The sequence below is a fragment of the Aliivibrio salmonicida LFI1238 genome, assembly GCF_000196495.1.
GTDB lineage: Bacteria > Pseudomonadota > Gammaproteobacteria > Enterobacterales > Vibrionaceae > Aliivibrio > Aliivibrio salmonicida.
Window position 1 is genome coordinate 350,734 of sequence record NC_011313.1, and the last position, 15,159, is coordinate 365,892.

The window sequence follows — 15,159 nt, forward strand, 5'->3', positions numbered from 1 at the left end:
TTCTCAATTTGCAATGCAGTTTGCATCATTATAAAAAGAGAAAGAATAAGACGAAGAATTGAGTAAGCATGAAAAAGGGAATATTTCATTTTTGAATGTGATGACTTGATGTAAATAATGAATAAAAATGGTTTTTATTTGGATGCAAAATGATTTTTATTATAGTAATGATTAAGTTATCATTAATTTTAAGCTTAATATACAACAAGTTAAATTTGGCACGGCTTTTGAATGATCAGTAATTAGAACATCATAACTAGAAGGGACAAGCTATGTATCTATTTATCCGGTTACTTTTTTTAACGACAGTATTATTGAGCCCAAAAGTCTTTGCGGTTGCTTTTGATTCATGCCCAAGTAAGGCGTATTTATTCCAAGGCAAACCTGTTTCAGTTTATGGTATTAATTTAGTTACTGGAACAAACAGTTTATTACAAAATGATACTGGATTGCCTTCAAATATAAATGGGGTCGGTTTTAATGAAACTGATCGATATATATACGGGTATGACACAACCAATTATACAATTGTTCGTTTAGGACAAAATTTCCAAGCAACAACCTTGAATGTTAGTGGACTTCCTTCTGATAAAACCTTTTATGTAGGGGATGTTTATCAACATCATTATTACGTTTATAGAAGTGGCACTGGTTTCTATAAAATTGATCTGTCTCCTTTAGATAGTAATGTTAATGCCACACTCACTGCAGATTTAATTACGTCGACAGCGTCTGTGAGCTTAACGGATTTTGCTTTCCACCCAAGCAATGATCACTTATATGGTGTGGATAATGGCAGCGGTGGTTTGTATGAGTTTGATATTTCTACTGGAGCGGCAACGTATATTGGTGATACAGGAGAAACCGGTACGTTTGGTGCGATGTATTTTGATGTAGATGGTTATCTGTATCTTTCACGCAACCAAGATGGCCAAGTGTATCGTGTTGATTTATCTTCTCAAGCGATCATCGATTCTGGCACAGTTCCTGCGATTAAATTCGCTGATGGTCCTTTTTCTAGCCAAAATGATGGAGCTCGATGTGCTAATGCCCCTTTGATTGATACTGATGAACCAGCAACGATTGATTTTGGTGATGCACCAGACAGTTATGGTTCGACGCTTGCGTCTAATGGAGCACGTCATGCTTTGGATAGTATCACTTGGTTAGGTAGCAGTGTAGATGGCGATTATTATGCCGCTCAATCACCTGACTCGGACGATACAATTACCAGTGATGATGAAGATGGGGTTGGGTTTGTGACTGCGCTAGAACCTGGACTTGATTCTGTGATTACAGTGACAGCATCTACTTCAGGGCTGTTATCTGCATGGTTCGATTGGAACGGTGATGGTGACTTTGCCGATGAAGGTGAACAAGCGATTACAGATAAAGCATTAGTTTCAGGAAATCATAATCTTATTATCCCTGTTCCATTTGATGCCACTGTCGGCGCGACATGGACAAGATTTCGTTTCAGTCAACAAACTGGGCTAGCCTACTATGGTGGCTCAACATCTGGTGAGGTGGAAGATCATGTCATTACGATTGTTGATGCAAATACAACACAACGTCATTTCCCATCAGAAAGTGGCTACGTTACGTTAGCTTATGAAGATAATTGGCCTGAAACCGCTGATTATGATATGAATGATTTAGTTTTAAGATACCGAATCACTGAGGTTCTAAAAGGTGGAGAAGTGGCTAAAGTGATTGTTAGCGGTAAATTAGCAGCGGTTGGTGCAAGTTACCACAGTGGCTTTGCTGTTAGGTTGCTAGGTATAGATGCCACTAATATTGATTCTGAAAAAACACGTTTATATTTCAACTCTGTACTTCAAAGTGGTTCCTCGCAAGAGTCGGGTATGAATGAAGCCAGTTTCATACTAATTAACGATGCGATTAATGTCTCTAGTTATGATTGTTCTTACTTTAGAACGAGTAACGAGTGTAGAGAGGATATGGGGCTTGAATTTGAGTTGCAATTTAGTTTAATCACCCCTGTTGTTACGACGAGTATGCCAGCGATGCCATATGACCCATTCTTGTTTGCAACCCCCGGGTATTATCATGGACCAAGCTTTGCACAAGCGCCAGGACGAGATTACGAAGTACATCTAGCTGATCAGGCCCCAACTGAGTTATTTAATACTGAGTTTTACCAATTGGCTCAAGATACAAGTGATGCAAGCACTGATCGATACTTTAAAACAAGCAACAATATGCCATGGGCGCTGCTTATTTACGATGAATGGCAATGGCCGAGAGAACGAGTAGATTTAACCACGTCATACCCCGACTTTGCTGACTATACAACGTCTGGTGGAGCAACGAATACCGACTGGTATGAAAGCAGCAATGCAACAGCCAATAAATGTTATTAAGAGAGGGCGTTATTATGAAAAAGGTAATTATTATAACTATGGCGTCACTGTTCTTAATGGCTTGTAGTGACAGCGGTGGGAGTTCAAGCTCTGGTGGAGCAAGTGTTGGAGGAGCAACGCCTGATGCTGGAGGGACGGGCAGTGATGCCTCTCCTTCACCTATCGATCAACCCGTCACGGTAAAAACACAAGATTTGGTTGCACCGGAGGGATTTTCATTTAACCCTGTAGAAAGTCAACGACTCGTTGTTAATTTAAGCGGTTCGCTGCCTGCAAGAGCGCATCTTTCGGTTTACTCTTCGTTTACTGAAAATGCAGAAGGTGGATTTTCAGTCGACCATGGCAGCAAGGTCATTGATGTCCCTGTTGTTAATGGGGTGGCTGATATTGAATTTTCGATTGCAGACAACATGGCGACCAGTATTGCTGAAATTTGGTTATACGATGGAAGCTCGCCACTTCAAAGAGAGTTTACCATTGCCGGTTCTGAGTGGGAATGGAATTAATCATTACAGCCTTAGCAGAATGTGTCCCTTTTTGTTAAGGCTATTTTGTTAGAATGAAGATGCTTAATAAGAAAAAGGCCACGTTGTATAACGTGGCCTTTTTTATACTGAGAGAGAAAGCTGATATCGCTTATCTAAAACCGAATGAGATTGATTGGGGTAAATAACATGAGCAAGGTTGTTGCTGTCAAATTCTGAAATAAAGTTTGGGTTTGCATGAAGAAAGCTAAGTACATTGTCTCTTCGCTGCATTAAATCATGAGAGAGAGGCATGTCTTTAACAAGATTAATTGCAGTACCAAGAAGACTTGGATTATCTAAACTTAACGCCACATAAGACTCAAGCAAGCCAATACAAAGCTCTGAAGAGTAAGGGTAGTTATTACGTTCGGTTTCATAACTTGTAAGGGCTTCTTTGGGATCCGTTTCTTTTAGGGTGTTCGCGTTATTAATCGTAGTAGACAGCCTTGATATAGATTGTTTAAGTTGTGGATCTTGCTTTAATAGCACTAATAGTTCAGAACAATAAACATTAAAATATTTCTTAGTTTTTAAGACATACTCAACTTTTTCTATTAGCCAAATATCCCCAAAGAAAAGTAATAAATACAACAATTCAATTAAGATAACGGTGTTTAGTTCATGAAGATTATCATAAAAAGGTGCGGTGACTTTTAGAGTATTGAGCTTCGCTGTGACGATGTCGCCATCCTGAATGTATTTCTTACAGAGAGAATAATTGTATAAAATATTGAGTTGTACTTTTTGTCTGTCCGTTAGACGGTATTCAATGCGTCTTGCGATGTTTTTTTGTTCTAGAATGAGTTGATTTTTATCTGTTTCAGAAATTGAATTATGAATATAACTATTAAAATAATTAAAGCATTCCGCCGCATAACTGCACCAATTACTGTCGGCAATAGGTAAGTGGTTCGCGAGTGAATGACTGGCTTTAAGAAATACGGGTTTGTTGTTGCAAATAAGCGCTAAATTTAAGGTTTGAAGCGCACGATGGGGGATGCTTGGGGTAAGGCTTAATACTTGTAATGAGGCGTTTAGCGCTTCTTCATAATTTTTATGGTTGCATTGTATGTCAGATAAAAAATCGAGTGCTTGAGTGAATAAAGGCTGTTTTTTAGACAGTGCAATCGCTCTTTTTAAAATCTCGTTCTTAGAGGTCGTATTTCTTTCATCCTCAAGTTTTAGTTGAGCTAATATGTAGTTTTTCCTATTTTTAAACTGAGGTTGTTCACAGAGTGATGAGAGTTTTTCTTTATCATGAGTCATTAAAAAATTGATTAAAAATAAGTCCAACTCATGAATGTTTTTTTCTGAAATTAACTGGATCGAGAGAGTAAGTAACTCATCATAACGACGCTCATCAAGTAACGAATATAACCTTTTAAATATATTATATTCTTGATAAGCATTGCTTATTTTATTATGTAAATTTGATTTGCTGATTGGCTTACATAAGTAATCCCCATTACCTTTTGATAGGGTACTCAAGACCGTTTGTGTGGAGTGATCTCCTGATATGGTAATCACACGAGTTGATGGAGAAATAAATCCTTTCTCTCGTAGTAAGTCATAAAGCTCAGATCCATTGAGTCTTTGATCTAAGTGATAATCGATAAACAGCAATGAATAATTACGTTTAGCACATTTCTTTATGGCTTCCTGATATGAACTTGCTTTTTCAACTCGAGTAAAACCCAACTGAAAGAGCAGTTTTTTTAAAAACATAGAGGCAACTTGACAGTTATCGACTATCAATATCGAGAGTTTATCTTTTCCTTGTATATATTGTTGTTTTGAGGTGATTCTGTCCATGGTCACTTCCTACTTCATTTTCATTATTTGATTGAGTAGTACTTCTTTCTTGAAGGGTTTTGCTACGTATGCATCCATACCAGATTCGTAGCATTTTGTGATGTCTTGATCTAATACACTGGCGGTTAACGCAATAATGGGTATTTTCTTTCTATTCTGAGCTTTTTCTAAGAGTCGTATCTCTTTCGTTGCTGAGAAACCATCTTTTACGGGCATCATGCAATCCATTAAAATAACATTATACGCTTCGCTTTCGGTAAATTTTTCAATCGCTTCTTGGCCGTTATTTGCAATTTCAAACGTATAACCAGATCGACTTAAAAAGAGAGAAGCGACTTTTTGGTTAACTAAGTTATCTTCAACAATCAGAATATGGTTAGCCCCTTTTTTCTTGGGTGAATTGTTGTTAATTTCGTTGTCTTGGCTCAAAGGTACCGTGTTAGTTAAGTCATCGTTCGTTGAACTATCGGTTAACGCATTGGTTAACGTTTTCATTAATCGATAGCCAAGTAAAGGGTAGGTAATTAGGCCATTTATGATAGCTTCGAAATTGGCGGCTCTGTCTTTGTGTTGTTGAGCTAATACAATTGGAGTGTCAGGGTGATTTTTACGAACGCAACGTAAGCGGCCCTTGCACTTACAATCAGAATCATTACAGTGGCCTGCGCAGTAAATAATGACGTCAGCACTGGTTGCGGTTAGCTCTAACTCTTTCGCTGAAGCATAAACAACAACGTTGTGTATATTGTAATAACTAAGCTCTGTAATAATATCTTGTGCATAAGCGGTTTTATTGGCGATAACATGGAAAGTAATGGCCTCTAATTCTGGGTATTGGATAACGTTGTGTTCTAGTACTTCGGTTATTAATGAGAAAGAAAATGTACTTCCTTCTCCTTTTGTGGATTTAACCGTAAATTCGCCATCCATCAAATCAACTAATTGCTTACTGATGGCAAGTCCCAGCCCTGTACCGCCAAATTGTCGAGTGATTGAGCTGTCTTCTTGTACAAAGGGTTCAAAAATTGAATTGAGCTTGTTTTGTTCAATACCTACACCAGAATCAGACACTGAAATAGTAAGTTCGACGGTATTGTTTTCTTTTTTGGTAAACTCGACGTCAAGTTGAACGTGACCTTTAGGGGTGAATTTGACCGCATTTGACGCTAAATTCATTAGTATTTGTCTTAATCTGTGGTCATCAAGTAATAAAGATGACGGCAAATCGGGTGGTATATTAATGATCAAATTAAGGTGTTTTTCATTGGCTTTCGAAATGATGATAGACACGGTATCGAAAATTATTTCACGTAAATCAGTACTATGAGGATGCAACGACAAATTACCTGATTCAATTTTTGATATGTCTAAGATGTCATTAATCAAAATTAATAACGTTTGAGAAGACGTTTCAATCGTATTTAAATAATCGTGTTGAATTGGTGTCAATTTGGTTTCAGAAAGAATGCCGGACATGCCAATAATACCATTTAAAGGCGTTCTTATTTCATGAGACATATTGGCAAGAAAGGTACTTTTGGCTAAGTTGGCTTGTTCTGCTTCTTCTTTAGCTCCTACGATTTTATCCTCATTCATGGCTCTTTCTGATATGAGAGCATTCAAATTTTTAGAAAACAAGGTGAACTCATCATTGCCATCACTCTTAATCTGGATGGAATAATCATGATTTTTTTCTATTAACGCCATAGAGGAAATCGTCATTTTTAAATAGCTTAGGATCCTAGCGGATAGAGTAATACCTAAGTATGAAATGAAGACTAAAGATGTGATTAATATCGATATGAATAAAACAATCATATTATTAATACTTCGTATTTTTGTTTCAATATCGTTCTTTAATTCATTCGTGATAATCGTTGTAGCTGCTTGAATGAGTTGGAGTCGTTGGTTTAGTGCTTGTGTCCCGGTATTGATGTCTTTCGCTGTGTATTTTTCGGATTTGTTCTCAATGACTGCATTTCTAAAAGTGTTGCTTGATGAGAAATTGATATTACTAAAGGTTGTTAATAAAAGAGTAATATCCGATTGACTCGCGTTCATTGTTAAAAACTGTTCAATATACAATTGCTGACGCTGAGAAAGTGAATTTAGAGCATCTTGATAGCTTGTTTGTGGTGTTATCAACATCAGGTGAATGTACCAATTCTCTTGAGTTGCCCAATAATTAACCCATTGAAGTTGGGTAAGGGTAGTCGTTTTTTGGTTAATGATATCTGATGCTGCATTGAGCGTATTTGCATTTTTTAATTGATACGTTTGTTGTACTACATCTGTGATCCAACTTGACCATTCTTCTATGGTGTTTGATGAAAACTGGGTAATCTCAGTATTTGCTTGTTGGAGTTCCGATAAGGTATCGGAAAGAGATTGTGTTCCTTGTTTTTTTGATTGTACGACAAGTTGGGCTAACGCTTTTTTTGATGTTTCATATTCTGTTCCATTATCGAGACCATAAAGTATGTTCAAACGTTGCTGATGCATCGTTGTGATGTATCCTGCTAAGGTATGATTAAATTGGAGGGCATGATTCAGTGTATTTAATGTATTCAACTTCATCATCTGTGATCTGATCTCTATCCCTGATAATACACAAAGCACAAGCAATGGGAGAAAAACTAGAGTGAGCATTCTGGATTTCACAGAGATACGGTTCATCAACATCATAAAACATCCTTGTTTGGAAAAGCCAGTTCAGTGGCCTATATTAAAAATCATAGGATATTTATTAAGAAAGGGTAGTGGTCGATGTGAAAAATACTCAATGTTATTTAAGCTGCTCTTCATTTTTCTTTATGATTTTATTGTCTTTTTTTATTTCTCCTTCAGCGGCGTCAACAAATGCTAGACATGATAGTTATGTTATTTTCTCTATGGGGTCGTCATTTGAACCATTAAGTAAAAGTCGTGCGCGTATGATTTATACGGGCAAGATAAAGAAAATAAACAATACCAAAGTAGTGTTGTCAGATTGGCCAGACAGTTCTCCTGAGAAAGAAACGTTCTACAAGGTATTACTGGGTAAAACGGTGTCTCAAATGAACGGCTATTGGGCGAGTTTGGCCTTTTCAGGTAAAGCAAAGCCCCCAAAGCCAATTAAAGCTGAAGACGTCACTGTTCTTGTTGAATGGCTTAAAGAAAATCCAACGGGTATTGGCTATGCGCCATTGTCTTCATTGCCTTCAGGTGCGCATGTCCTATTCATTATCTCTAAAGGGAATTAGATTATGTTTAAAAGGTTTTTGGCTTATGGTTGCTTCATTTTTACATTGCTATTAACGAATGTAGAAGCAGCCATTGAGCTCAGTGATGATGTAACATTACGAGGGTTTGGATCGACCTCTGCGACTAAAGGAAGCAGCGAAACGCCTGTTTTTATTCATCGAGAAATAACGGATGACGTTTGTTTTGATTCTGATACTACCTTTGGTTTGCAGCTTGATTATGTTGTTACGGATGACTTTACTACGTCATTACAAGTGGTGAAAAGACCACAAGATGAGTGGTCAGATCCTGAAGTAGAGTGGCTTTATGCGAGTTATACGTATTCTGATATTGAAACAAAAATTGGACGTTTACGCTTACCTCTATTTCTTGTTTCTGAATATTATTATGTTGCTCAGGCGTATACGTGGGCAAGAGCGCCACAAGAAGTGTATAACAGCGTATTAGGGGTGACTTCATTTAATGGTATGAGTGTGACATGGAACCATCAAGTATCCGATGACGTCATTTTAGCTGTTTCTCCTTATTATGGTGTTCATGACAGCAATAAAATTAGTTCAGGTGATCGTGTTTATCATTTTACGACGAATGACGTGAAAGGGATTTATATGGATATAATTGGATTTAACTATCGAATCCATTCGAATGTAATGGCATCCAATTATGATTATAACGTCAAAATGAAAGAGACAAGCCTCGCTAAAGAAGCAGATCAAAATATGGTTTTGTACAGTTTGGGTGCTGAATATTCATTAAATGCGTGGCATGCAATGGCTGAAATTCAAACGAATGACATGCAGACAAATTGGTATGCCAGTTTAGCCTATACCTTAAATAAATTTACACCTTATGTTATTTATTCAGAAAGTCATCGATGGAAAGAAAATTACAGTGTGACATCAGGGATACGTTATGACCTAACAACAAAAGTATCAATTAATGCTGAGTGGCAAATAATGGAATTAACTAAAAATTCAGAACAAAATACTGGTCAATTTACAAAGTATGAAGGAAGTAATAGTTCAAGCATCAGTACTGTAATTATTAATTTCATTTTTTGATTTGTTAAGTGTAAATATAAAAAGAGGTTGTATTAATTTGTCAATATATTGACGTCTCATTAGTGATTTTATTGGGTTTAATATTGTGACTAAGTTCACGTTCTTTTTGCTGTTTATGTATATTACTACTTACGATATTGCATGCTGTCATTTCCTGTGCCATTATTATTTATACCGTTAAAGATATAACGGATTATAAATGCAAGTTGCTAGGTATAAGGATATGTTATGTTGAATATAGAATGTTCAAAAAAGGAAGAACCAAGAAACAGCATTGATGCTTACTCATTATATTTGAAAGAAATAAATAAATATAAGCTTCTAACTGCAAGTGAGGAATTGGAACATAGTCGTAACTATTTATCTGGAGATTTAAAATCAAGAAATGTGTTAATTGAGTCTAATCTAAGGCTTGTTGTTAAAATTGCCAATAAATATCGTCATCGTAATCAAAGAGAACTTGCCCCTTTAGATATTATTGAAGAGGGAAATCTTGGTTTAATGAAAGCCGTGAATAAATTTGACCCTGAATTAGGCTACCGATTTTCTACTTACGCGGTATGGTGGATAAAAGAATCCATTGAAAGCGCCTTATTTAATCATTCACGTACGGTTCGCCTACCTGTTCATATAACAAAAGAACTTAATGTGTACTTAAGAGCGGCAAGAGATCTGTCTAGAACACTTAAAAAAGAACCTTCCATCAGTGAAATATCCGTCCACTGTAATAAAGACTATAAAAAAGTTAATAAAATCTTAGGTTTAGTTCCTAGTTCATCAACCTGTCATTCTGCTTCTAGTGATGATATGTCATCGAATTTAATTGAATTGTGTGCCGATGATCATGAACAAGAGCCGGCTCAATCCTTATCAAAGTCTAATTTAGAAAGTAACCTATCATCATGGTTAAATTTGCTTCAATGCAGAGAAAAGCAAATAATCATCAATCGTTATGGTTTGTTTGGTACTGATGTAAAAACCTTAGAGGAACTAGGCCAAGATCTTCAATTATCTAAAGAAAGAGTTAGACAGATACAAACAGAAACACTCACTAAGCTTAATACTATATTTAAAAAAAATAAGTTAAATTTAGAAATTGCTTTAAATTAGCTATTTAAAGTCATGATTTAACACCTTTGTTATTACGGTATTCGACCTTGGGACAGTGTTGTATGGATATTGATGTTCTATTTATACTATTCACAATAATTAATGTGATGGCTTTGTTATGCTCGGCGTATTTTATTTATAAAATTGAGGTAATTAAAAATGGATTAATAAGAACCGTTTTTGCAGGTGTTTTCTGTTCTTATTTTGTTTCATTTGTTTATCTTGAGGAATATGTTTTTTCTCATGAAATTGCTGATAGTTTAGATAATATAATTTTGGTGTTTTCAACCGTATCAATACAAATGTTATTTTTTGTTTTATGGTTTATGTATCGATTTATTAACCAGTTTACTCTTATTGAGAAGATTAACATTGAACATAGAAAAAGCTTACATAATAAAAAAGATATCTATCAAAAACTCATTGATAAGAAAATAGCATTAAAGATCCCCTTTAGTATCACTAAAATTAAAGTAGTAAATTATCGGAAATTGATAGATGTATCTTCTTATAAGGTATTTAAGAAGGTATTGTCTTATTCCGTACTTATGATTAAAAGAGAATTGAAAAATAAGCACATTGATTTGTATTACGAAGATAATGAGATCGTAATTATTAGCTACTCAACCGATAAAATACTGATAGAGAAAGTAGCGAATAAAATACATAAGCAATTGATATCACCGATTTTAATGGGAGATAGGAATTTTCTGTTACAACCGGTGATTGGGTGTGCTGTGTATACTGATGAAATTAAGAGCAGTGAGGAGATGCTAAAGCGAGTCGATATTGCTTGCTATAAGGCAAAAAAACTAGGGTTAGTTTTTGATTTTTATAGTTACCAATACGCAAAATCGATAAATGAAGAGTTAAGAATTTTGGATAAGTTAGTATACGCCGTCCCTAATTCTGAGTTTGAACTTTACTATCAACCTATTGTAAATAGTATTGATAAGACTATTCATGGTTATGAAGCCCTCATTCGTTGGCCTCAGAAAGACGGTACCATGATCCCTCCAGATCAATTCATTTTAGTCGCTGAAAACAATAATTTTATTAAAGGAATTACTGAGTGGGTCGTAAGGCAGGTTGCCCGCGATATCCAACGTTTTAAAATGGAAAATATTCATCATCAAGTTCATATCAATATATCCACGTTAGATCTTCATGACAATGACCTGTATATCCAACTTTCTGATTTGCTTATTAATAGAATCATCGAGCCTTCTGATGTTGTTTTGGAGGTAACAGAGAGCGCGTTGATGTCAGATATTGATGCGGCCTATCTGATGCTATCAAAATTTTCAGAACTTGGTTTTTACATCAGTATTGATGATTTTGGTACTGGGTTCTCTTCTTTGTCACTTTTGAGGATTTTAACCTTTAATCAGATAAAAATAGACCAATCATTTATACGTAATATGTCTATTGGTAATAGTGATTACGCGATCGTAGCCTCTACGATATACCTTGCCCACAGTTTAGGGTGCAATGTGGTGGCGGAAGGGGTGGAAGACCAATCATTATTTAATGAATTGAGAGAGTTGGGTTGTGATTATATTCAGGGATACTTCATTCATAAGCCACAAGATTTGACGACAATGATTCATTGGTCATTAAAGCAAATGGAGAAAGAAAAGTTGTCTTCTATTGCTTAACCGATATCCGTTTTTAATTATTATCTCTATGAAGTGCGTCTCTATTTTTAGTGATTAAAATAAAGGGAAATTATTATTACGTTTTTATCCGTTTTTATCCTAAGTTACTTTAAGGAAAGGAATTAGAGAGCTCATCACATTAATGTCAGTAGATCAGATTTGGAGTGATTAAATGGATTTTTATTTCAATAAATTCGAACATCGAAAACCACCAGAACCCGTACCTCATAGTCACTCTAGGGAGTTACTGTATCAGTATTTAGCGACGTGTAATCTTACGCTTGGTATTTGGTATTTGTGGTGGCGTTGGAGTTTTGCTCTTAACTATGATGCATTGTGGTTTTCTCTTCCTCTTGCTTTTGCGGAGTCTTGTGCATTTATTGGTTCGCTATTGTTTACCTTCAATTTATGGAAAACAAAAGATGAACCAAAAAAAGAACCGCCGCATAAAATTAAAGAGTGTGTATTAGATACAGAAGAAGATAGATCAATCAGTGTCGATGTATTTTTTCCGTCGTACGATGAAGAACCTGATCTGGTAAAACTGAGTATTTTAGATGCTCAGAAAGTAACTTATCCGCATGACATTGATATTAATATTTTCATTCTTGATGATGGCAAACGTGAAACCATGAAGGCACTCGCTAAAGAAATGAATATTGGTTATATCACTAGAGAAGGAAATACGGGATTTAAAGCGGGTAACTTACGTAACGCAATGGAACAAACGTACGGTGATTTTGTTGTTATTTGTGATGCAGATACAAGACCATTCTCAACTATATTAGAGCATACGTTAGGTTACTTTAGAGATCCTGATGTTGCTTGGGTTCAAACTCCGCAATGGTTCTTTGATATTCCAGAAGGTGAGCGTTTACCCACCTTTTTAACTCGAAAATTTGGTTCTTTTTCTGGAAGAATAGGCCGGGGTATTGAGAAGTTTTATGGCCCTGTTACTTTGGGTGAAGATCCTTTCGTTAATGATCCTCAAATGTTCTATGACGTAATACAGCGCCGCAGAAATTGGGCAAATGCCTCGTTTTGTTGTGGTGCAGGTTCTATTCACCGTCGTGAAGCGGTGATGGAAGCGGCACTTCGTAGTTACAGTGAGCAAATAATTAAAGAACAATCTGAGATAGAAACTCAAATCAGAAAAATGACGAAAGAGAAGTCGGTTGATAAAGATATTTCAGATAATTTAAAACAAGAAATTTTCATTGATACCGAGTTTACGCCGTATAAATTTCACGTATCAGAAGATTTGTATACCTCTCTGGTTTTACACTCGGATTCAGAACGTAATTGGCGATCAGTCATGCACCCTGAAGTTGAAAGTAAAATGCTTTCCCCTCAAGATTTACAAACATGGACAGTGCAGCGTTTTAAATATTCTGGCGGGTCTATTGATATCTTTATGAATGACAATCCTTTGTTTAGAAAAGGAATGAATCTCAAGCAGAAGATCATGTATGGGGCGAGTTTTTGGTCTAACTTATCAGCAGTATGGAATATTATTTTCTTATTGTGTCCAATTGTTTATTTTCTTACCAGTATCGCACCAGTAAGTGCTTATGACGTTACTTTCTACATGCATTTCTTACCGTTTGTTTTAACCGCTGAACTAGCAATGATGGTCGGAACATGGGGGGTGGCTGGTTATAAAGGAAAAACGAATTTCCTTTCCTTCTTCCCTGTTAACTTCAAAGCACTGTGGACGGTATTACGTGGTAAAAAAATCAGTTTCCCAACGACACCAAAAGAAAGACAAACGGGTACTTTTTTAAAATTAGTTATTCCTCAAATGGGCGTATTTGGCTTAAGCCTATTTAGCTTGATCTATGCATGGACCGGATTTTCAACCGGATCATACGGAAGTTACTCATTGGGTGGGTTAGTGCTGAATACGTTTTGGATCATTAATAACATGATGGCAATGTGGGGCATGATCGCTTCGGCGTTTTGGAATCCAGAATCAAATGATGACGAACAACAAGAATCAGAACAAGGAAAAGAGGAAGTAGAATATGGAATTTAAGAAATCTGTTGTTAATGCTCGTCACCATATTGTATTTATTTTGGGGCTAGCGACTGCGTTATTTATCTCGTTTACGATTGAAACACGTGAAGCACCACAAGTACTTGGTAATATTACATTTGAAAGTACAGAGGTTATTCCACTAAAAACGAGCCGTATTTTAACTCAAGAAGAATATCAATGGGCAAGTACTGCATGGCAGTATTTTGAGAATAATTATCAAGAAAATACAGGATTAGTGAATTCGGTTGATGGATATGAATCCACTACAATGTGGGACACTGCCTCATATATTATGGGGTTAATTTCAGCTGAAAAATTGAATGTGATTACTGATGATGTTTTTACCATCCGTATGGAAAAGGTATTACATACATTAGCTCGCTTACCTCTTGTTGATAATCGCTTGCCGAACAAAGCTTATAATACAGTGACACTTGAAATGGTAGATTATACGAATCAACCTACACCAAAAGGAATTGGTTGGTCTGCCATTGATATTGGTCGAATTCTTGTTCCTTTTAATATTATTGCTTGGCAATATCCGCAATTTAATAAGCATGTAAATAATGTGCTTAATGCATGGCATGTGGGTGACATGATTAAGGATGGTTATTTATATGGTTCCCGTCTTTCAACCTCTTTTGATGGGTTTGAATTAGTGCAAGAAGGGCGAATAGGATACGAAGAATATGCGGCCAAATCGATGTCATTGATGGGGCGGGATGTATTTAATGCGATGAAATATATAGACTATTTGGAGTTTAAAACCATTAGTGGTGTTGAAGTTCCTACGGATCTTCGTGATCCTGCAAAATACCATGCACATAACTATGTGGTGAGTGAATCTTATATTCTTGATAGTTTAGAATTTGGTGCGGACAGTGTTTCGAAAGTATTTGCACATCGAGTTTATCAAGCTCAAGAATCTCGCTATAACGAAACGGGAATTGTTACTGCGGTAAGTGAAGATAACCTCGATCAAGCGCCTTACTTTGTCTACAACACCGTTTTCTCTGATGGGAAAGAATGGAACGCAATTACCGATACGGGTGAAGATGCTTCTGAATTTAAATCCTTATCAACCAAGGCTGCATTTGGTTGGTATGCCTTATATCAAACCGATTATACTGATTTATTAATTCATGAAGCACAAGATTTATTTTCAGAAAATAAAGGTTGGTATTCTGGCCGTTACGAAGTAAGCGGAGAGATAAATAAAGCCATTACAGCAAACACGAATGGCATTGTTTTAGAGTCTCTTGCTTACATTGAAAATGGTTCATTACTTAGTGTTGGCGCGAAGTAACGATAATTGGGATAAGGAGA

10 protein-coding genes are annotated in these 15,159 nt (G+C 36.2%); 8 read left to right on the forward strand and 2 right to left on the reverse strand.

Features of this window, described 5'->3' with window-relative positions:
• The first annotated feature begins 272 nt into the window (after positions 1 to 272).
• The gene (locus VSAL_RS17730; RefSeq protein WP_012551673.1) at positions 273 to 2,384 is read left to right on the forward strand and encodes an LruC domain-containing protein; all 2,112 of its coding nucleotides are present in this window, start codon (positions 273 to 275) and stop codon (positions 2,382 to 2,384) included.
• A 14-nt stretch (positions 2,385 to 2,398) separates the two neighbouring features.
• The gene (locus VSAL_RS17735; RefSeq protein ID WP_012551674.1) at positions 2,399 to 2,890 is read left to right on the forward strand and encodes a hypothetical protein; all 492 of its coding nucleotides are present in this window, start codon (positions 2,399 to 2,401) and stop codon (positions 2,888 to 2,890) included.
• A 102-nt stretch (positions 2,891 to 2,992) separates the two neighbouring features.
• Here VSAL_RS17735 and VSAL_RS17740 read toward each other — a convergent pair whose 3' ends face one another.
• Positions 2,993 to 4,723 (reverse strand): response regulator, encoded by a 1,731-nt coding sequence (locus tag VSAL_RS17740; protein WP_012551675.1) that lies wholly within the window; start codon positions 4,721 to 4,723, stop codon positions 2,993 to 2,995.
• Between the two features lie 9 nt (positions 4,724 to 4,732).
• Positions 4,733 to 7,303, reverse strand: a complete 2,571-nt coding sequence (locus VSAL_RS17745; RefSeq protein WP_231850962.1) for an ATP-binding protein — start codon at positions 7,301 to 7,303, stop codon at positions 4,733 to 4,735.
• Between the two features lie 188 nt (positions 7,304 to 7,491).
• On the opposite strand from VSAL_RS17745, the gene VSAL_RS17750 reads away from it, so the two are divergent.
• The 6 genes from VSAL_RS17750 to VSAL_RS17775 all read left to right on the forward strand — a co-directional run bounded on the left by VSAL_RS17750 (position 7,492) and on the right by VSAL_RS17775 (position 15,139).
• On the forward strand, positions 7,492 to 7,965 hold the full coding sequence (locus VSAL_RS17750; protein ID WP_129546093.1) for a hypothetical protein: 474 nt from the start codon (positions 7,492 to 7,494) through the stop codon (positions 7,963 to 7,965).
• Positions 7,966 to 7,968: 3 nt separating this feature from the next.
• Entirely contained in the window at positions 7,969 to 9,027 is a 1,059-nt protein-coding gene (locus VSAL_RS17755; protein WP_012551678.1) for a hypothetical protein, read from the forward strand.
• 228 nt (positions 9,028 to 9,255) lie between these two features.
• On the forward strand, positions 9,256 to 10,137 hold the full coding sequence (locus VSAL_RS17760) for a sigma-70 family RNA polymerase sigma factor (RefSeq protein ID WP_012551679.1): 882 nt from the start codon (positions 9,256 to 9,258) through the stop codon (positions 10,135 to 10,137).
• A gap of 62 nt (positions 10,138 to 10,199) precedes the next feature.
• Positions 10,200 to 11,795, forward strand: coding sequence for a putative bifunctional diguanylate cyclase/phosphodiesterase (locus tag VSAL_RS17765; protein WP_012551680.1), 1,596 nt, complete (start codon positions 10,200 to 10,202; stop codon positions 11,793 to 11,795).
• Between the two features lie 172 nt (positions 11,796 to 11,967).
• Positions 11,968 to 13,830 (forward strand): glycosyltransferase family 2 protein, encoded by a 1,863-nt coding sequence (locus VSAL_RS17770; RefSeq protein ID WP_012551681.1) that lies wholly within the window; start codon positions 11,968 to 11,970, stop codon positions 13,828 to 13,830.
• On the forward strand, positions 13,820 to 15,139 hold the full coding sequence (locus VSAL_RS17775) for a DUF3131 domain-containing protein (protein WP_012551682.1): 1,320 nt from the start codon (positions 13,820 to 13,822) through the stop codon (positions 15,137 to 15,139). The genes VSAL_RS17770 and VSAL_RS17775 overlap by 11 nt, the downstream gene beginning before the upstream one ends.
• Positions 15,140 to 15,159 lie beyond the last annotated feature (20 nt).

Bases quoted from the DNA above. Each gene is read 5' to 3' on its own strand.
- VSAL_RS17730 (WP_012551673.1), top strand. From the start codon at position 273: ATGTATCTATTTATCCGGTTACTTTTTTTAACGACAGTATTATTGAGC.
- VSAL_RS17735 (WP_012551674.1), top strand. From the start codon at position 2,399: ATGAAAAAGGTAATTATTATAACTATGGCGTCACTGTTCTTAATGGCT.
- VSAL_RS17740 (WP_012551675.1), bottom strand. From the start codon at position 4,723: ATGGACAGAATCACCTCAAAACAACAATATATACAAGGAAAAGATAAA.
- VSAL_RS17745 (WP_231850962.1), bottom strand. From the start codon at position 7,303: ATGATGAAGTTGAATACATTAAATACACTGAATCATGCCCTCCAATTT.
- VSAL_RS17755 (WP_012551678.1), top strand. From the start codon at position 7,969: ATGTTTAAAAGGTTTTTGGCTTATGGTTGCTTCATTTTTACATTGCTA.
- VSAL_RS17760 (WP_012551679.1), top strand. From the start codon at position 9,256: ATGTTGAATATAGAATGTTCAAAAAAGGAAGAACCAAGAAACAGCATT.
- VSAL_RS17765 (WP_012551680.1), top strand. From the start codon at position 10,200: ATGGATATTGATGTTCTATTTATACTATTCACAATAATTAATGTGATG.
- VSAL_RS17770 (WP_012551681.1), top strand. From the start codon at position 11,968: ATGGATTTTTATTTCAATAAATTCGAACATCGAAAACCACCAGAACCC.
- VSAL_RS17775 (WP_012551682.1), top strand. From the start codon at position 13,820: ATGGAATTTAAGAAATCTGTTGTTAATGCTCGTCACCATATTGTATTT.